This is a genomic window from Pseudarthrobacter defluvii, from assembly GCF_030816725.1.
GTDB classification, from domain to species: domain Bacteria; phylum Actinomycetota; class Actinomycetes; order Actinomycetales; family Micrococcaceae; genus Arthrobacter; species Arthrobacter defluvii_A.
Genome location: NZ_JAUSYG010000001.1, coordinates 1,162,737 through 1,181,474, shown reverse-complemented (window position 1 = coordinate 1,181,474; position 18,738 = coordinate 1,162,737). Strand labels below are relative to the sequence as shown.

Below are 18,738 nucleotides of genomic sequence, written 5' to 3'. Positions count from 1 at the left end.
CCGGCGGCCGGAAGGAGGTCCCGTGGCACTGATCCGCAGGGTCGCTTTGCTCTCCCTCCACACCTCCCCCATGGAACAGCCCGGCTCGGGCGATGCCGGCGGGATGAATGTCTACATCCGTGAGCTGGCGTCGGCGCTGGCCGAGGCCGGGGTGGAGGTGGAGATCTTCACGCGCGCCACGTCCGCGGACCAGCCCGCCGTCGAGCATCCCGATCCGGGCGTGTGCGTGCACAATGTCCTGGCCGGGCCGCCCAAGAAGATTCCCAAGGAGGAACTTCCCGGGCTCCTGCATGCCATGGTGGCGGAGATCGAGCAGATCCGCCGGCGCCAGCCGCACGGCCGGTACGACGTAATCCATTCGCACTATTGGGTGTCCGGTCTGGCCGGGCTGGAGCTGTCCGAGCTGTGGGGCGTGCCGCTGGTGCACACCATGCACACCATGGCCAAGGTCAAGAACCTGCTGCTGGAGTCCGGAGAACAGCCGGAACCCCGGCGGCGTGAGCTGGGCGAGCACCGCATTGTTGAAGGCGCGTCACGGCTCATCGCCAACACCAGCTCCGAGGCCGCCGAACTGGTCTCCGACTACGGCGCCACCTACGACCGCATCGACATCGCGCCGCCCGGAGTGGACCTCGCCACGTTCACCCCCGCGTTCCGGGCGCGGTCCAGGGCGCAGCACGGCGTCAGCCCCGACACCTTCCACCTGGTGTTCGCCGGCCGCATCCAGCGGCTGAAAGGACCGCAGGTGCTGGTCAAGGCTGCCGCCCTGCTGCGGAAACGCCGCCCGGACATCGACCTGCGCGTCACCATCCTGGGCGCGTTGAGCGGCAACAAGGAATTCAACCTTCGGTGCCTGATCAAGGAGGCAGGAATGGACGACGTCGTCACGCAGCTTCCGCCGGTCAAGGCACCTGAGCTTGCATCCTGGTTCCGTGCGGCAGACGTCGTGGTGATGCCTTCCTTCAGCGAATCCTTCGGGCTGGTGGCGCTGGAGGCGCAGGCCTGCGGCACGCCTGTGGTGGCCACCCGCGTGGGCGGGCTGTCCCGCGCCATCTTCCACGGCCGGACCGGGCTTCTGGTGGACGGCCACCACGCGGCCGACTGGGCTGACGCGCTGGAAGCCCTGTACGACGACCCCGCAACCCGCGAAGACCTGGGCCGCGCCGCCGCCATCCGCGCCCAGAGCTCGGGCTGGCAGCGCACTGCCGCCATCACGCTCGAAAGCTACCACGCCGCCGTCGACAACTTTGTGGGCCGTCGGCTGGCACCCGTGGTTCCCGCTTCCTGATCGATCCTTTGTCCCGTTTCTGGTGCTCTTGGAGCTGCGTGCTGTTAGCTTAGGGGCAGGTCCCCGGCGCCGGCTCGCGGTGCAGGCAAGACTGTGCAGGAAAGGACAAGGATGTCTGCTCTCCCTTCTGATCTTGAGATAGCCCGTGCTGCCCGGATCCGGCCCATCGCCGACGTAGCGGCCGCAGTGGGGGTCAATGCCGACGCGCTGGAACAGTACGGGCGGTACAAGGCGAAGATCGATCCGGCCAGGCTCGCGGCCCCGGGTCCGCACGGCAAGGTGGTGCTGGTCTCGGCGATGTCGCCCACCCCTGCCGGTGAGGGCAAGTCCACCACCACGGTGGGCCTGGCCGATTCCCTGGCCCGCGCCGGCCACAAGGTGATGATCGCGCTGCGGGAGCCGTCTTTGGGCCCGGTTCTGGGCATGAAGGGCGGCGCCACCGGCGGGGGTTATTCACAGGTGCTGCCCATGGATGAGATCAACCTGCACTTCACGGGCGACTTCCATGCCATCACATCGGCCAACAACGCCCTGATGGCGCTGGTGGACAACCATATCTACCAAGGCAACGCGCTGAACATCGATCCGCGCCGGATGACCTTCAAACGGGTGCTGGACATGAATGACCGGTCCCTGCGGGAGGTGGTCATCGGCCTCGGCGGACCCACGCAGGGCGTGCCGCGCCAGGACGGATTCGACATCACCGTGGCGTCCGAGATCATGGCCGTGTTCTGCCTGGCCACGGACCTGACGGACTTGCGCGCCCGGCTGGGCCGGATCACGTTCGGCTACACGTACGACCGGAAACCCGTGACGGTGGCGGACCTTGGGGTGGAGGGGGCCTTGACGCTGCTCCTGAAGGAGGCGGTCAAGCCGAACCTCGTGCAAACCATCGCCGGCACCCCTGCCTTGGTGCACGGCGGCCCCTTCGCGAACATCGCCCACGGCTGCAACTCGCTCATTGCCACGCAGACCGCCCGGCGGTTGGCTGACATTGTGGTGACGGAAGCCGGATTCGGGGCCGACCTGGGGGCCGAAAAATTCATGGACATCAAGGCCCGCTATGGCGGCCTGGCCCCGTCCGCCGTCGTGGTGGTGGCAACGGTGCGGGCGTTGAAGATGCAGGGCGGGGTGGCCAAGGACCAGCTGACCCGGCCGGATGTGGCCGCCCTCGAGTCGGGGGTGGTCAACCTTCGCAGGCATGTGCACAACGTCGAGAAGTTCGGGGTTACGCCGGTGGTGGCCATCAACCGGTTCTCGTCCGATTCGACCGAGGAACTTGACTGGCTGCTGTCCTGGTGCGCCGCGGAGGGTGTGCGCGCGGCCGTTGCTGATGTGTGGGGCCGCGGCGGCGGGGGCGACGGCGGTGACGAACTGGCCGCCCTGGTTGCCCAGGCAGTGGAGGCACCCAGCAGCTTCCGGCACCTGTATCCGCTGGAGTTGCCTGTAGAGGACAAGATCCGCACCATCGCGCAGGAGATTTACGGGGCGGACGGCGTGGACTTCTCCGTGCCTGCCCTGAAACGCCTGGCCGATATCGAGCGGAACGGGTGGGGCTCGCTCCCGGTCTGCATGGCCAAGACGCAGTACTCGTTCACGGACGACGCCTCCCGCCTGGGCGCCCCCAAGGGGTTCACCATCCACGTCCGCGACCTGCTGCCCAAGACCGGGGCGGGATTCATCGTGGCCCTGACGGGTGCGGTGATGACCATGCCGGGCCTGCCCGCCGTCCCGGCCGCTCTGCGGATGGACGTGGACGCGGACGGCAACCCAGTGGGCCTCACCTAGCCCTACCCCAACGCGTTGCTCTATCAGATCTGGTCCCTAAAGCCCTGGTTTGGGAACCACATCTGATAGAGCAACGAGAGGTGTGGATAAGTTCTGCGGGGTGGCCGGCTTCCGGTAAACAATGGTCTCCATGCGTCCTGTTTCGCCGCTGCCGGCCCACCTCGAAAGCATTCCCTTTACAGTCGCGGAAGCGCGGGCGGCGAGCCTCAGCCGGGGTCGATTACGTGCGTCCGACCTGGCTTCGTCCGGACGCCTCCTGTATCTGCCGGCAGGGTGGGAGTTCGAGCTTCCCGCAATGGCACGGGCCCTCTGCGCGGCGACTCCGAGCGCGTGGATATCCCACGTAACGGCCGCAATATTGTTGGGACTCTGGCTCCCCCCGTGGCTCCAGGACTGCCGGGACCTTCATCTCAGTAAACCCCGGGCACTGCCGCAGGTCCGGAGGGTCGGCGTCGTAGGGCACACCGTGCTGGCCTATCAGGACGAGACTATGGATTGGGAGGGCATTCGTATCTCGACGCCCGCACGGACATGGCTGGACCTCTGCCGCCTGCTTCCCATCGAACATGCGGTGGCGGTTGGCGACCAACTGGTCCGACTGCCGCACGACGGACTTGAGCTTCGCGCCAAGCCTTGGGCCACGATTCAAGAATTGCGGGAGATGCTGAGGCGGCACCCAAAGATGCAGGGCATTGTGAAGGCCCGCGCCGCCGTCGAACTGATCCGCGTAGGTGCGGATTCCGCACCCGAAACCTTTCTGCGTCTTGCTCTGGTTGACGCCGGATTGCCGGAGCCTGAGCTGCAGGTTCGGGTTGTTGCCGATGATCCATACTCGCCTGCTGCCGACCTCGGCTACAGGCGGCGCAGGATCGGCATACAGTACGACGGCGCCCATCACCTAACACGCGAACAGCAGTCCCGCGACAACCGCCGCGACGCATGCTTCCACACCGCCGGCTGGCATTACTTCAAATTCAACGCTGATGATCTTGCGAACGACTTCCGGCGGGCCGCCGGTTTGGTCCGCGCAGCGCTGCGGGAGTCTTAAACGCCAGTTGCTCTATCAGTCTTGGTCCCTAAACCTCCCGGTTAGGGACCAAAACTGATAGAGCAACAAAGGATGAAGCGGGGTTTAGCGCTCCACGTCTCCACGGATGAAGGCTTCGACCTTTTCGCGGGCGAGGTCGTCATTGAACTGCTCGGGCGGGGACTTCATGAAGTAGCTCGACGCGGACAGCAGCGGGCCGCCGATGCCGCGGTCCAGGCCGATCTTCGCCGCACGGATCGCATCGATGATCACGCCGGCGGAGTTCGGGGAATCCCAGACCTCCAGCTTGTACTCCAGCGACACGGGTGCGTCGCCGAAGTTCCGGCCCTCCAGGCGGACGAACGCCCACTTGCGGTCATCGAGCCACTGCACGTAGTCGGACGGGCCGATGTGCACGTCCTTGGCGGCCAGCTCGGCCTCGACGTTGGAGGTCACGGCCTGGGTCTTGGAGATCTTCTTGGACTCCAGCCGGTCACGCTCCAGCATGTTCTTGAAGTCCATGTTGCCGCCAACATTCAGCTGGTACGTCCGGTCGAGGGTCACGCCGCGGTCCTCGAACAGCTTGGCCATGACGCGGTGGGTGATGGTGGCGCCGATCTGGCTCTTGATGTCGTCGCCCACGATGGGAACGCCGGCGGCGGTGAACTTGTCCGCCCATTCCTTGGTTCCGGCGATGAACACGGGAAGGGCGTTGACGAAGGCAACGCCGGCGTCGATGGCTGCCTGCGCGTAGAACTCTGCAGCAGCCTGGGAACCGACGGGCAGGTAGCAGACCAGGACGTCAACTTTGGCGTCCTTCAGTGCCTGCACCACGTCCACGGGCTCTTCGGTGGATTCCTCGATGGTCTCGAGGTAGTACTTGCCCAGGCCGTCCAGGGTGTGGCCGCGCTGGACCGTGACACCGGTGGGCGGAACGTCGGCAATCTTGATGGTGTTGTTCTCGCTGGCCAGGATCGCGTCGGAAAGGTCAACGCCGACCTTTTTGCCATCCACATCAAACGCGGCGACGAACTCAACATCACCCACGTGATACGGCCCAAACTCAACATGCATCAGGCCCGGAACGGTATCCGCCGGATCGGCGTCCTTGTAGTACTGGACGCCCTGCACCAGCGAGGCGGCGCAGTTGCCCACGCCAACGATTGCAACACGAATGGGATGTGAAGACACAGAACTCCTTTGGGGACAAACGTCAGCCGGCCTGGTTTGCCTCCGAGGAACGGACGACGGCGACCGGCTGGCTTGGCGCCGCACGGCGCCTTTTCATACTACCCAAGGAGCGGGGCCGGGAGTTGTCACGCCCGGCCCCGCTCCGTAAAGAAAACCTCGGTCAGACCTTCTGCTTCCAGAGGTTGGTGTCGGATTCCACTGCAAATTCGTCGATGGCGGTCAGCTCGTCATCGGAGAAGCTGAGGTTGTTGATGGCAGACAGGCTGTCCTCCAGCTGCCGGACACTTGAGGCACCAATCAAGGCAGACGTGACGGGCGATCCCTTGGGCTGGTCCCGCAGGATCCAGGCGATGGCCATCTGGGCCAGCGACTGACCGCGGCCTTCGGCGATCTTGCGGAGCCCGCGCACCCGGTCCAGCTTTTCCTCGGTGATGGATTCCTCGGAGAGGAACCGGGCCTTGGCTGCACGCGAGTCGGCGGGGATGCCGTGGAGGTAGCGGTCCGTGAGCATTCCCTGCGCCAGCGGCGAGAAGGCGATGGATCCGGCACCCACCTGGTCCAGCACCTCGTACAGGTTGGGTGATCCGTCCTCGGTCCAGCGGTTGAGCATGGAGTAGCTGGGCTGGTGGATCAGCAGCGGCGTCCCGAGTTCCTTGAGGATGCGTGCTGCCTCAAGGGTTTGCTCCGGCGTGTAGGAGGAGATGCCTGCGTAGAGTGCCTTGCCGGATCGCACGGCGTAGTCCAGGGCGCCCATGGTTTCCTCCATAGGCGTTTCCGGATCCGGCCGGTGGCTGTAGAAGATGTCCACGTAGTCCAGTCCCATGCGCTGCAGCGACTGGTCCAGGCTGGAGATCAGGTACTTGCGGGAACCCCATTCACCGTACGGGCCGGGCCACATGTAGTAGCCGGCCTTGGTGGAGATGACAAGCTCGTCACGGTAGGGCTTGAAGTCGTCCCGCAGGTGGCGGCCGAAGTTTGTTTCCGCGGACCCGTCCGGCGGGCCGTAGTTGTTGGCCAGGTCGAAGTGGTTCACCCCAAGGTCGAAGGCCCGGCGGAGGATGTCACGCTGTTCCTCGAAGCGCTTGTCGTCGCCGAAGTTGTGCCACAGGCCCAGGGAGATGGCCGGGAGCTTGAGGCCGCTGCGGCCCACCCGGCGGTAGGGCATGGATTCGTAGCGGTTGTCCGCTGCAATGTAGGTCATAGGTTCCATCCTGCCAGTTGTGACGCGCGCAACACGGGCGGTGTTAGCGCTAAGAAGAAAAGTTACGCCGGGGACACCATGCCCCCGGCGTAACTTCGGATTCAGGATTTGAGGATGGCCGCACTCCAGGGCGCCAGGGCAAGGGACCCGCCGTCAAGGGTGCTTCCCTCGTCGGTGGCCAGGAGGAGGTCGCCGGACGCGCCCTCCAGCCGGACCTTGGCGTCGGAGAGGTTCAGCAGCACCTCAACGGAGCCGCGCCGGAAGCGCAGCCAGCCCGCGTCCTCGTCGTACGAAACCTCCGTCTCACCGAAGCCCAGGCCCGCCAACTCCGGATGTGAGCGGCGCAGCGCCGTCAGCGACCGGTACAGCTCCAGGAGCCGCGCGTGGTCGCCCGTGGCAGCCTCGGACCAGTCCAGCTTGGACCGGCGGAAGGTCTCCGGGTCCTGCGGGTCAGGCACGACGGCGGGATCCCACCCCATGCGTTCGAATTCCTTGATGCGCCCTTCCGCGGTGGCCTTGCCGAGCTCCGGTTCGGGGTGGGACGTGAAGAACTGCCAAGGCGTGGTGGCACCGTATTCCTCGCCCATGAACAGCATGGGCGTGAACGGCGAGGTCAGCGTAAGAACCGCGGCCGCGGCGAGCTGGCCGTAGGACAGGGACTGCGAGAGCCTGTCCCCCGTGGCCCGGTTGCCGATCTGGTCGTGGTTCTGGTTGCAGACCACCAATGCCGCCGGGTGCGCCAGCGAGGCGTTGATGGGGCGTCCGTGGTGCCGGCCGCGGAAGCTGGAGTAGCTGCCGTCGTGCAGGAACCCGTCCTTCAGCACCTTCGCCAGCACGGCCAGGGACTCGAAGTCCGAGTAGTACCCGGTGGTTTCGCCGCTGACGCTGACGTGCACCGCGTGGTGGAAGTCGTCGCTCCACTGCCCGGCCAGGCCGTACCCGTTGGCGTCGCGCGGGTAGATCAAGCGCGGGTTGTTGAGGTCCGATTCCGCAATGAGTGTTTTGGGCAGCCCGGTCTCAGCGGAAATCGCGTCGCCCAGGGCGCCAAACTCCTCGAGGATGTGCACGGCCCGTTCATCCCGCAGAGCGTGCACGGCGTCGAGCCGGAGCCCGTCCACGTGGTAGTCCCGGAGCCACAGCGCGAGGTTGTCCAGGATGTATCCGCGGACCACGTCGGAGCCGGGCCCGTCCAGGTTCACGGAGTCTCCCCAAGTGTTGGCGTCGCCCTGCTTAAGGTAGGGGCCGAACTTGGGGAGGTAGTTGCCGCTGGGACCGAGGTGGTTATACACCACGTCCTGGATAACGCCCAGCCCGGCAGCGTGGGCGGCGTCGACAAACCGCTGGTATGCAGCAGGCCCGCCGTAACCTTCATGGACGGTGTACCACTGAACGCCGTCGTAGCCCCAGTTGTGGGTTCCGTTGAAGCCGTTGACCGGCAGCAGTTCGATGAAGTCGATGCCCAGGTCCACCAGGTAGCCCAGCTTCTCCGCCGCCGCATCCAGGGTTCCTTCGGGCGTGAAGGTTCCCACATGGAGCTCGTAGATGACGGCTCCCTGCAGCTCCTTGCCACGCCATCCGGAGTCCTGCCACGCGTAGGCGGAAGGGTCGTACGTACGGGACTGCTCATGCACGCCGTTGGGGAGCCGGCGGGAGCGGGGGTCCGGGATGGGGGTAGTGTCCCCGTCCAGCAGGTAGCCGTAGTCCACGTCGCCGTCTGCAGGAGCGTCGGGGGCGGTCCACCACCCCTCGGAACCGGGCGCCGTTTCCTTCTTCCGCATGGGGTGCTGCCGGCCGTTGGCCAGCAGCACAACCGATGAAACGTCCGGCGCCCACACATCGAAACGTTCGGGTCCAACGTTGACCAGGGTCATGCCTTTTCTCCATCCACAGGTACCAGCAGGGCCACCGGGTAGGTACCCAGGACCTCTGCCACCGAAACCTGGCCGGGCCCGTAGCTGGCCCCGGTGAGTTCGTCGCGCATGGCAGTGGGAAGCTCGACGGCGGTGTCGCGCCATCCGCCCCCGGCTTCCAGTCCGGCGGGGAGCCGGGTGGCCAGCGTCAGGGCACCGGAGGAAGCCTCGGTTCCGCGGGTGAACGCGAGCAGGTGCTCTGCGGCGGCACCGGTGGCGGTCACCGGAGCGTAACCATCGAAGAGCTCCGGCCGGTCCCGGCGCAGGCGCAGCGCCCGCGAGGTGACCAGGAGCTTGCTGGCCTCGGTGCCCGCGTCCGGCAACGCGCCGCCGTCGAGCTTTGCCAGCTCCTCCTGCCGGGCACCGAAGTCCACGGGCCGCCGGTTGTCCGGGTCAGTGAGCGAACGTTCCCAGAACTCGCTGCCCTGGTAGACGTCCGGCACCCCGGGCATGGTCAGCTGGACCAGCTTGGCGGAGACCGAGTTGGCAACCGAGAAGGCGTCGATGCGGGCCACGAAGTCCGTGACCATCTTGGCGACCTTGTCGTCGTCGAACACTGCATCGACGGCGGCCTTCACTTTGGATTCGAAGTCCTCGTTGGGGTCAGTCCACTTGGTAGAGTTGCCGGCCTCCCGGGCCGCCTTTTCGGCGTAGCCCTGCAGCCGTTCCCGGCTCGCAGGCCAGGCCCCGACGATGGCCTGCCACAGCAGGTTCTCGTACGGACCGTCCGGGATCGGGGCAAGTTCACGCAGCGCCGCCAACGTGTCCGCCCACTCCTGCGGCAGCTCGGCGATCACCGAGATCCGGGCCCGGGCATCCTCGCTGCGCTTGGTGTCGTGCGTGGACAGGGTGGTCATTGACAGTGGCAGTTCCTGCTGCCGCCGCGCCATCCGCTGGTGGAACTCGTCCGGTGCCACGGCGAACTCAGTGGGTTCGGCGCCCACTTCGGTCAGGGTGCCCAGCCGGGTGTAGCGGTAGAACGCGGTGTCCTCCACGCCCTTGGCCATGACCATGCCGGAGGTCTGCTGGAACCGGATGGCAATGGGATTGGCGGGATCCAAGAGCAGCGGAAGGAGGGTTCCCACGGCCACTTCCAGATCCGGCCGGTGCGCGGCAGCGGATTCGCAGGCTTCCTTGAGGACGTCGGCGCCGACCGGCAGGTAGGACCGGTACACCGGGAAGGATGCGATGATCTCCGCAATGGCATCCGCCGCCTGGTCAACACTGAGCCCGTGGGACTCCGGAACCAGCCGGGCCAGCCGCAGCACCTCGGAGCGCAGGATGCCGTCGGCGATCATGCGCTTGGTGCCGCGGATCATCTCGGCGTAGTCGGCGGGCTGAGACGCTCCCCGGAGCGAAGCATCCAGCGCGTCCAGGGCCTGCTGGCCGGATGTGTCAACGAACACCCGGTCCACGTCAGCCAGTGCGTCGTAGCCGGTGGTGCCTTCGCAGGCAAAGTCCTGCGGCAGCACCTCGCCCGGCTCGAGGATCTTTTCCACCAGGACGTACGCGCCGCCGCTGAGGTCCTTGAGCCAGCGCAGGTAACCGGCGGGGTCGGCCAGTCCGTCCGGGTGGTCCACGCGGAGCCCGTCCACCAGGCCCTCGGTGAACCAGCGGCCCACCTCGGCATGGGCCTCCTGGAAGACGGAGGGCACCTCCACCCGGATGCCGGCGAGCGTGGTGACCGCGAAGAAGCGCCGGTAGTTCAGTTCGGCGTCCGCGCGGCGCCAGTCCATCAGCTGGTAGTGCTGGCGGCTGTGCACGTCCTGCGCGGAGTCGCCGTCGCTGTACGTGCCCTCGGCCAGCGGGAACCGGTGGTCGTAGTACCGGAGTTCGCCGTCCTTGACCTCCAGCTTGTCCAGGTCGTCGTCGGAACCCAGCATGGGCAACCGGACCTTTCCGCCTCCCAGGTCCCAATCGACGTCGAACGCTTCGGCATATGGCGATTCGCGGCCTTCCTTCAGCAGCGACCACCACCACGGGTTCTGCACCGGAGTGGCCACGCCCACGTGGTTGGGCACGATGTCCACCAGGACGCCCATGCCGTGTTCGCGGGCTGCCTTTGACAGTGCCAGGAGGCCTTCCGGGCCGCCGCGGTCCGGGTCCACGGAGGAAGGGTCGGTCACGTCGTAGCCGTGGTCCGAGCCCTTTTCCGCGGTGAGGATGGGCGACAGGTACACCCAGTCAACGCCGAGGTCCTTCAGGTACGGGACCTGCTTGGCGGCGTCGAACAGGGTGAAGCTGCTGCGGATCTGGAGGCGGTACGTGGAGACCGGGGTCCTCATGCCTTGGATTCCTCGTCGGCGCCGGTTGCCCTTGCCTCGCTGGCTTCCGCCGCCTTGGTCTGGGCCTCCACCATCTCCCCCTGTGCTTCTTCCTGCTCGGCCATGGAGGCCAGGGAAGCCGCCGCGGAGTAATCCACCTCTTCCTCAGGGCCGGAGTAGGCGCGGAGCACCACCATTGACTTCGCGTCCAGCTTCAGCGTGGCGCCGGCCTTGAGCGGTTCGTAGTCGTCAGCCTGGGCTGCGGTGTCGAACATGACCTCCCAGTACTGCGAGTATTCTTCAGCCGGCAGGCAGAAGTCCACGGCATCGTCGTGAGCGTTGAAGGCCATGATGAAGCTGTCATCGGTGATCCGGCGGCCACGGGAATCCTGTTCCTGGATGCCGTCGCCGTTGTAGAACACACCGATGGTCCGGCCGAAGCCGCTCCCCCAGTCCTCCGGCAGCATCTCCGTGCCGTCGGTCTTCAGCCACACAATGTCCGGCAGCTTTTCGCCTTCGCCACGGCGGACCGGGCGGCCGTCAAAGAAGCGGCTGCGGCGGAACGTGGGGTGGTCGTGGCGGAGCTTGTTGACGAAGGCGGTGAACTCCACCAGCGGCTGGTCCATGGCCTCCCAGTGGATCCAGCTGAGCTCGGAGTCCTGGCAGTAGGTGTTGTTGTTGCCCTGCTGGGTGCGGCCGAGTTCGTCGCCGTGCAGCAGCATGGGGACGCCCTGAGAGAGCAGCAGCGTGCCGATGAAGTTCCGCTGCTGGCGGGCGCGCAGGGCCAACACGGTTTCGTCATCCGTGTCGCCTTCCACGCCGCAGTTCCAGGACCGGTTGTGCGATTCGCCGTCGTTGTTGCCTTCGCCGTTGGCCTCGTTGTGCTTCTCGTTGTAGGACACCAGGTCCCGCATGGTGAAGCCGTCGTGGGCGGTGACGAAGTTGATCGAGGCTACCGGGCGGCGGGCCGAGCTTTCGTACAGGTCGGCGGAGCCGGTGAGCCGAGACGCGAACTCGCCCAGGGTGGAGGGCTCGCCGCGCCAGAAGTCGCGGACGGTGTCGCGGAACTTGCCGTTCCATTCAGTCCACTGCGGCGGGAAGTTGCCCACCTGGTAGCCGCCGGGACCGACGTCCCACGGCTCTGCAATCAGCTTCACCTGGGAAACTACCGGGTCCTGCTGGATGAGTTCGAAGAAGGTGGAGAGCTTGTCCACGTCGTAGAACTCGCGGGCCAGGGTGGAAGCGAGGTCGAAGCGGAAGCCGTCCACGTGCATCTCGGTCACCCAGTAGCGCAGGGAGTCCATAAGCAGCTGCAGGGAGTGCGGGTGGCGCACGTTCAGCGAGTTGCCGGTGCCGGTGTAGTCCATGTAGTGCTTGAGGTCGTTGTCCACCAGCCGGTAGTAGGCCTGGTTGTCGATGCCCTTGAAGGACAGCGTGGGGCCCAGGTGGTTGCCTTCGGCGGTGTGGTTGTAGACGACGTCGAGGATCACTTCGATGCCGGCGCGGTGCAGGTCGCGGACCATGGCTTTGAATTCCTGGACCTGGTGTCCCACGTCGCCGGTTGCGCTGTAGGTGTTCTGCGGCGCGAAGAAGCCGATGGTGTTGTAGCCCCAGTAGTTGTTGAGTCCCTTCTCCACCAGGGTGCCGTCGTTGACGAACTGGTGGACGGGCATGAGCTCGATGGCGGTGACGCCGAGCTTCTTCATGTGGTCGATCACTGCGGGGTGCGCGACGCCCGCGTAGGTGCCGCGCTGCTCTTCCGGGATCTCGGGGTGCAGTTCGGTGAGGCCCTTGACGTGGGCTTCGTAGATGACCGAATCGTGGTAAGGGATTTTCAGCTGGCGGTCGCCGTCCCATTCGAAGAACGGGTTGATGACCACGCCGTGCATGGTGTGTGGCGCGGAATCGTCGTCGTTGCGGGAATCGGGGTCGCCGAATTCGTAGGAGAAGAGCGCGGGGTCCCAGTCGATCTGGCCCTGGATGGCCTTGGCGTACGGGTCCATCAGCAGCTTGTTGGGGTTGAAGCGGTTGCCGCTGGCAGGATCGTAGGGTCCGTGCACGCGGTAGCCGTACTTCTGGCCGGGCTGGATGTGCGGCAGGTAGCAGTGCCACACATAGCCGTCCACTTCCGTCAGCTCGATGCGTGTCTCGGTCAGGTCATCGGCCAGGAGGCAGAGTTCAACCCGCTCGGCCCGTTCGCTGAACAGGGCGAAATTGGTGCCGGTGCCGTCAAAGGTAGCTCCCAGCGGGTAGGCGTTTCCAGGCCAGACTTCCATCGTGCTCCTCATTTATTGGTCAGCAGCAGACGGCAATGGAACGCCCCTGCTGCTGGTGCGAACTAATGCCTACCGTAGTGGCTGGCTGTGACTATTACGTTTCCGTGCTCCATAGTTACTAAGCATGCTGACTTTACCCCACGTTTCAGGTATGGCGTCAGCAATTCCGCCAGCGGCGATCGGTCCACCCGCTACCGCCTCGGACGCCGCCCCCCCGGCCTGGCCGTGCAGTGCGGCCCCCAGCGCGGCGATGGCGGCCCACTGCCCCTCCGGTTCGATGCCCAGCTTCCTGAAGCGTCCGACGTCGGACCCCGCCTGGGCGAGCAGCGCACCGATGACGCCGGCCAGGACGTCCCCGCTGCCGGCGGTGGCGAGCCACGGTGTGCCGTCCGCCTGGCTGAAGGTGGTGCCCGCGGGTGCGGCCACGAGGGTGCTGGCGCCCTTGAGCAGGACGGTGGCCCCGGTGCGGTCAGCGGCCTGGCGGACAGCGGCGAGCGTTCCGGCTTCCACCGCTTCCCTGTCCTCCCCGCCGCCCAGGCGCTGGAACAGTGAGGCGAGTTCGCCGGCGTGCGGGGTCAGCACCACATGCGGGGCGAGCCTGTCAGGAAGTGCGGGCAGCGCGCCGGCGTCGGCCACCACGGGGAGGCCTGACGCAAGTGCGTCCCGTGCGCGCGCCAGCTGGTCGTGGTCCTGCGGACCCATGCCCGAGCCCACCAGCCAGGCCTGCACGCGGTTTTCGGCCACCGTCCCGGTGCTGCAGACAACCTCAGGGCAGGACTGGCGGACCAGGTGGGCCACCGACGGCGGGCCGAGGTAACGGACCATGCCCACACCGGCGGCCAGCGCGCCGCGGCACGCAAGGACCGCGGCGCCGGGATAGTCCTCGGATCCCGCCACCACCCCCAGGACGCCGCGGGAGTACTTCTGGGCGCGCCGGGCCGGGTGCGGCAGGAGGCCTGCCATGTCAGCGTCCTCGAGGCGGCGGAGGGCCGGCTCCGGGAGGTGCTCCTCAATGCCGATTTCCACGACCAGGACGCGCCCGGCATAGTCCGCACCGGGGTCTGTCAACAGGCCGTTCTTCGCTCCCCCGAACGTCACCGTCAGATCCGCGGGCAGGACCGGAGCGGAAGCCTCACCGGTATCGGCATCCACACCGCTGGGAAGGTCGCAGGCGAGGACAACGCCACGCGGGCAGTGGCCAGTGATGATACTGACCAGGTCCGCGGCGCTCCCCCGCAGGCCGCCCTGGGCACCCGTGCCCAGGATTGCATCAATCACGACGTCGGCCGCGGCGGCTTCGGCGGCCAGTCCGGGAAGTGCCGCTTCGGTGAGCCAGTGCACCCGGCCGCCGGCGCGCTCAAATGCGGCGAGACCAGCCTGGTGGGCGGCGTCCCCGGTGAGTACCGCCGTCGTACGCATCCCCCGGGCGGCAAGGAACGCGGCGGCAAAAAGGCCGTCACCGCCGTTGTTGCCCTTGCCGGCAAGCACCACAAGGCGGGCCCCGTTGAGGCGGGTGCGGCGTGCCTTGAGTTCATGGACGACGGCGTTGGCCAGCCCGTGCGCGGCGCGCTGCATGAGCACGTCCCCCAGCCCGGCGGCCAGGAGGGGTTGTTCCGCTGCCCGGACCTGCGTTCCGGTGTAGGCGCTGATCACGGCGGCCGCCCGGGTCAGCCCTCGGCCAGGACCGTGGCGGTGGCGATGCCGCCGTCGTGGCTGATTGAGAGGTGCCAGCGCTTGACGCCCTTGGCCTCGGCAACCGCCAGGACCGTGCCCTTCACCTGGACAGTGGGCCCGTTCTGGTCGAGGCCGATCCAGCAGTCCTGCCAGTTCATGCCAGCCGGCGCCCCGAGGACCTTGGCCACCGCTTCCTTCGCGGCGAACCGGGCGGCAAGGGAGCGGATGTGCAATTCCCGCTCGGCTGGTACGAACAGGCGGTCCCGCAGGCCCGGCGTCCGCTCCAGCTGGCGGCCGAACCGCTCGATGTCTACTACGTCTACCCCAATGCCAACGATCATGCGGTTCATTCTACGGGGGCGCCTGCGGCTGGAGGGCGGCGCACGCCGGTCATCCGCGGTGTCCGCCATGAGCGGAAATGCGTGACTTTCAGGCCGTTTGCAGGGATGGCACCCTGACATCCCGGCGCCTCAGTGGCCGGGGAGGACCAAAAGTTACGCAAACCCGCTCGCCCCGAGGTGTTAATGTTTTTCCATTCGCTGGAGATAATGCCCTATGGACAACTCGACAGGCTCCCAGCCGCCACGGAGGAGAAGACCTTGGCGAAGGGCTCTTAAAGGAGTCCTGATCGCACTCGCTGTGATCGTCGCTCCACTTCTGCTGTTTCAGGCCTCGTACGTCCTGGGAACGACCCGGATGGTGTCCGTCGCCGACAGGCTCCAGCCGGCGCCCGGATGGATAGAGGACGGTGAACACGTCAGCGGCGGCTTCTTTTGCGTCCCCGTCGCCGTGCCTTGTGACAGCATGTGGCGCCAGTACAGGACGCAGCAGCCCGTAACTCCCGCCGACGTACGCCGGATAAGCGTGGCAGCGGGGCTGGATGGGAACGTGGAGGGGGACTGTGAAAGCTCCCCGCTTCCGCCGAATGTCACCGGAATGTATATGGCCTGCAGCGCAGCCAGAGTGCTGGACGGCTATGACGTTGAGGTTCGGGTGCTGAAGTTGGCAGAGAACGACCCGGAACGGATCATCCAGTTCCGACTGAGCAACATCAAAAACCGTAAGTAGAACGGAAGCCCCAGGCCGCATGGGCCCGGGGCTTCAGCTGTGTTAAGACAAGACCGGCTACTCGACGGTGACGCTCTTGGCGAGGTTGCGGGGCTGGTCCACGTCATAGCCCTTGGCCGCGGCGAGTTCCGCGGCGAAGATCTGCAGCGGGACGGTGGTCAGCAGCGGCATGAGCAGGGTGGGGGTTTCGGGGACGTAGAAGACGTACTCGGCGTAGGCCTTGACGGCTTCGTCGCCTTCCTCGGCGATGACCAGGGTCCGGGCGCCGCGGGCGCGGACTTCCTGGATGTTGGAGACCACCTTGGCGTGCAGCGAGTCGCGCCCGCGCGGGGACGGGACCACCACGAACACCGGCTGGCCTTCATCGATCAGGGCGATGGGGCCGTGCTTGAGCTCACCGGCGGCGAACCCTTCGGCGTGGATGTATGCGATTTCCTTGAGCTTCAGCGCGCCCTCGAGGGCCACGGGGTAGCCCACGTGCCGGCCCAGGAACAGCACGGACTTCTCGTTGGCCATGGACCGGGCCAGTTCACGCAGCGGGCCGGCGTTGTCCAGGATGGTCTGGATCTTGTCCGGGATCTTGCCAAGGTCCGCGAGGACGTCCTTGATCTGCCCGGTGAAGATGTTCCCGCGCAGCTGGGCCAGGTACAGGCCCAGCAGGTACGCGGCCGTGATCTGGGCCAGGAACGCCTTGGTGGAGGCCACCGCGATCTCCGGCCCGGCGTGCGTGTACAGCACGGCGTCGGATTCACGCGGGATGGTGGAGCCGTTGGTGTTGCAGATCGAGATGGTCTTGGCGCCCTGTTCCCGGGCGTACCGGACCGCCATCAGCGTGTCCATGGTCTCCCCCGACTGGGAGATGGAGACCACCAGGGTGTTCTCGTCCAGGATCGGGTCCCGGTAGCGGAACTCGTGCGCGAGCTCCACCTCGGTGGGGATCCGGCACCAGTTCTCGATGGCGTACTTCGCCACCATGCCCGCATAGGCGGCGGTGCCGCAGGCCAGCACGATGATCTTGTTGACCTGCTTCAGCCGCTCCGGGTCGATCCGCAGCTCATCCAGGGTCAGCTTGCCGTCCAGGTCGGACCGGCCCAGCAGGGTCTGCGCCACGGCATCGGGCTGGTCATGGATTTCCTTCTCCATGAACGAGGAGAACCCGCCCTTTTCGGCCGACGCCGGGTCCCAGTCCACGTGGTATTCCTTGCCCTGCGCCGGGTTACCGTAAAAATCAGTGATCTCCACGGAATCGGCGGTGATCGTGACGATCTGGTCCTGCCCCAGCTCCACGGCGCGGCGCGTGTAATCGATGAACCCGGACACGTCCGAGCCCAGGAAGTTTTCCCCCTCGCCCAGGCCCACCACCAGCGGTGAGTTGCGGCGGGCGGCCACGACGACGTCGGGCTGGTTCGCGTGCACCGCGAGCAGGGTGAAGGCGCCCTCAAGGCGCTGGCAGGCCAGCTCCATAGCCTTGGTGAGGCCGCCGTTGGCGGGGTCCCCGCCCAGCTGGTTCCGGAGGATGTCCGCCAGCAGCGCGGCGGCGACCTCGGTGTCCGTCTCGGACAGGAACTCAACGCCCTTTTTCAGCAGCTCGAGCTTGAGTTCGGCGAAGTTTTCGATGATGCCGTTGTGGATCACGGCCAGCTTGCCGCCGTCAGCCAGGTGCGGGTGCGCGTTGCGGTCCGTCGGGCCGCCGTGCGTCGCCCACCGCGTGTGCCCGATCCCCGTGACGGTCTCCGGCAGCGGCCGGGCCTCCAGCTCACCAATCAGGTTGCTCAGCTTCCCGGACTTCTTCCGCGACTCAATCGTGCCATCCGACACCACAGCCACACCGGCGGAGTCATAACCGCGGTACTCCAGGCGGCGCAGTCCCTCAAGGACAACGTCCAGCGCACTGTGACCGTTAATTGCACCGTCAACCCGACGGCCTACATACCCCACGATTCCACACATAGCCTCAAGACTATCGGCAGCGTGCCTCTTGCTCTAAACCGGGCGGCCAGCACCGCACCGCGGCAGTGACGTACGCCGCGCTGAGCAGGGCCGTCATTTCGCGATGGGCCGGGCGCGGGGCAGAATCTTTAGGTGACTTCGCAACGCAACGACGCGAACGGGGAGGGTGCCTCACCGTTCGTGGAGCTGGACCGGCAGACCTGGTCCCGCCTCGCAGCCCAGATGGAACAGCCCCTTAATGAAGAGGACGTGCTGCGCCTTCGCGGGCTCGGTGACCCCCTGGATATCAACGAAGTCAGGGATGTCTACCTGCCGCTGTCACGGCTGCTGCACCTGTATGTGGAGGCGGCAGGGCAGCTGCACGCTGCCACCACCACGTTCCTGGGCGAGCAGACCCAGCGCACCCCGTTCGTGATCGGTGTGGCCGGGTCCGTGGCCGTCGGCAAGTCCACCATCGCCCGCGTGCTGCGGGAAATGCTGCGCCGGTGGCCTGGCACCCCCAACGTGGAGCTCATCACCACCGACGGTTTCCTCTACCCCCTGGCCGAGCTGAAGCGCCGGCAGCTGCTGGACCGGAAGGGCTTCCCGGAGTCCTATGACCGGCGGGCGCTGCTGCGGTTCGTGAGCGAGATCAAGGGCGGCGCCGAGGAAGTGCGTGCGCCCTGGTACTCCCACGTCACCTATGACATCGTGCCCGGTAAGGAAGTGGTGGTCCGCCGCCCGGACGTGCTCATTGTGGAGGGCCTGAACGTCCTCGCACCGGCCCGGCCCCGGCACGACGGCCGGCAGGGCCTGGCGCTGAGCGACTTCTTTGACTTCTCCATCTACGTCGACGCCAAGACCTCGTACATCGAGGAGTGGTACGTGGACCGGTTCCGGAAGCTGCGCAGCACGGCCTTCGCGCAGCCCGAGTCCTACTTCCACCGCTACGCCACGCTGTCCGACGAGGAAGCCGAGAACACCGCAAGGGACATCTGGAAGCGGATCAACGAGCCCAACCTGGAGGAGAACGTGCTGCCCACGCGCGGCCGGGCCCAGCTGGTGCTGACCAAAGAGGCGGACCACTCCATCCGCCGCATGCTGCTCCGGAAGGTGTAGCAC

At 66.5% G+C, this 18,738-nt stretch carries 13 protein-coding genes; 5 read left to right on the top strand and 8 right to left on the bottom strand.

The genetic code is table 11. The features are described from left to right. Window positions 1–22: 22 nt before the first annotated feature. From mshA to QF031_RS05545, 3 genes are all read left to right on the top strand, one after another. Window positions 23–1,288 (top strand): D-inositol-3-phosphate glycosyltransferase, encoded by a 1,266-nt coding sequence (gene mshA / locus QF031_RS05555; RefSeq protein ID WP_307425159.1) that lies wholly within the window; start codon window positions 23–25, stop codon window positions 1,286–1,288. Between the two features lie 111 nt (window positions 1,289–1,399). Continuing rightward, the gene (locus QF031_RS05550) at window positions 1,400–3,076 is read left to right on the top strand and encodes a formate--tetrahydrofolate ligase (RefSeq protein ID WP_307425156.1); all 1,677 of its coding nucleotides are present in this window, start codon (window positions 1,400–1,402) and stop codon (window positions 3,074–3,076) included. 466 nt (window positions 3,077–3,542) lie between these two features. Further along, the gene (locus QF031_RS05545; protein ID WP_307425153.1) at window positions 3,543–4,124 is read left to right on the top strand and encodes a DUF559 domain-containing protein; all 582 of its coding nucleotides are present in this window, start codon (window positions 3,543–3,545) and stop codon (window positions 4,122–4,124) included. Window positions 4,125–4,208: 84 nt separating this feature from the next. Here the strand turns inward: QF031_RS05545 and QF031_RS05540 are convergent, their stop codons facing one another. The 7 genes from QF031_RS05540 to QF031_RS05510 form a co-directional block, all read right to left on the bottom strand. Next, window positions 4,209–5,294: an inositol-3-phosphate synthase gene (locus QF031_RS05540; RefSeq protein ID WP_307425149.1), complete on the bottom strand. Its 1,086-nt coding sequence runs from the start codon at window positions 5,292–5,294 to the stop codon at window positions 4,209–4,211. Between the two features lie 160 nt (window positions 5,295–5,454). Further along, on the bottom strand, window positions 5,455–6,495 hold the full coding sequence (gene mgrA / locus QF031_RS05535) for an L-glyceraldehyde 3-phosphate reductase (protein ID WP_307425146.1): 1,041 nt from the start codon (window positions 6,493–6,495) through the stop codon (window positions 5,455–5,457). 101 nt (window positions 6,496–6,596) lie between these two features. Next, window positions 6,597–8,366: a malto-oligosyltrehalose trehalohydrolase gene (treZ, locus tag QF031_RS05530; protein WP_307425143.1), complete on the bottom strand. Its 1,770-nt coding sequence runs from the start codon at window positions 8,364–8,366 to the stop codon at window positions 6,597–6,599. After that, window positions 8,363–10,690, bottom strand: coding sequence for a malto-oligosyltrehalose synthase (gene treY, locus QF031_RS05525; RefSeq protein WP_307425140.1), 2,328 nt, complete (start codon window positions 10,688–10,690; stop codon window positions 8,363–8,365). The genes treZ and treY overlap by 4 nt, the downstream gene beginning before the upstream one ends. Next, window positions 10,687–12,945, bottom strand: a complete 2,259-nt coding sequence (gene glgX / locus QF031_RS05520) for a glycogen debranching protein GlgX (protein WP_307425135.1) — start codon at window positions 12,943–12,945, stop codon at window positions 10,687–10,689. The genes treY and glgX overlap by 4 nt, the downstream gene beginning before the upstream one ends. A gap of 69 nt (window positions 12,946–13,014) precedes the next feature. After that, the gene (locus QF031_RS05515; RefSeq protein ID WP_307425133.1) at window positions 13,015–14,598 is read right to left on the bottom strand and encodes an NAD(P)H-hydrate epimerase; all 1,584 of its coding nucleotides are present in this window, start codon (window positions 14,596–14,598) and stop codon (window positions 13,015–13,017) included. Between the two features lie 14 nt (window positions 14,599–14,612). Continuing rightward, window positions 14,613–14,960, bottom strand: a complete 348-nt coding sequence (locus QF031_RS05510; RefSeq protein ID WP_214945944.1) for a holo-ACP synthase — start codon at window positions 14,958–14,960, stop codon at window positions 14,613–14,615. Between the two features lie 214 nt (window positions 14,961–15,174). Between QF031_RS05510 and QF031_RS05505 the strand changes: the two genes are divergently transcribed. Then, the gene (locus QF031_RS05505; protein ID WP_307425130.1) at window positions 15,175–15,687 is read left to right on the top strand and encodes a hypothetical protein; all 513 of its coding nucleotides are present in this window, start codon (window positions 15,175–15,177) and stop codon (window positions 15,685–15,687) included. Window positions 15,688–15,744: 57 nt separating this feature from the next. Here QF031_RS05505 and glmS read toward each other — a convergent pair whose 3' ends face one another. Next, window positions 15,745–17,637, bottom strand: a complete 1,893-nt coding sequence (glmS, locus tag QF031_RS05500; protein WP_307425127.1) for a glutamine--fructose-6-phosphate transaminase (isomerizing) — start codon at window positions 17,635–17,637, stop codon at window positions 15,745–15,747. 132 nt (window positions 17,638–17,769) lie between these two features. On the opposite strand from glmS, the gene coaA reads away from it, so the two are divergent. After that, a complete protein-coding gene (coaA, locus tag QF031_RS05495) occupies window positions 17,770–18,735 on the top strand; it encodes a type I pantothenate kinase (protein ID WP_307425125.1) in 966 nt (321 codons plus the stop codon). Window positions 18,736–18,738: the final 3 nt, after the last annotated feature.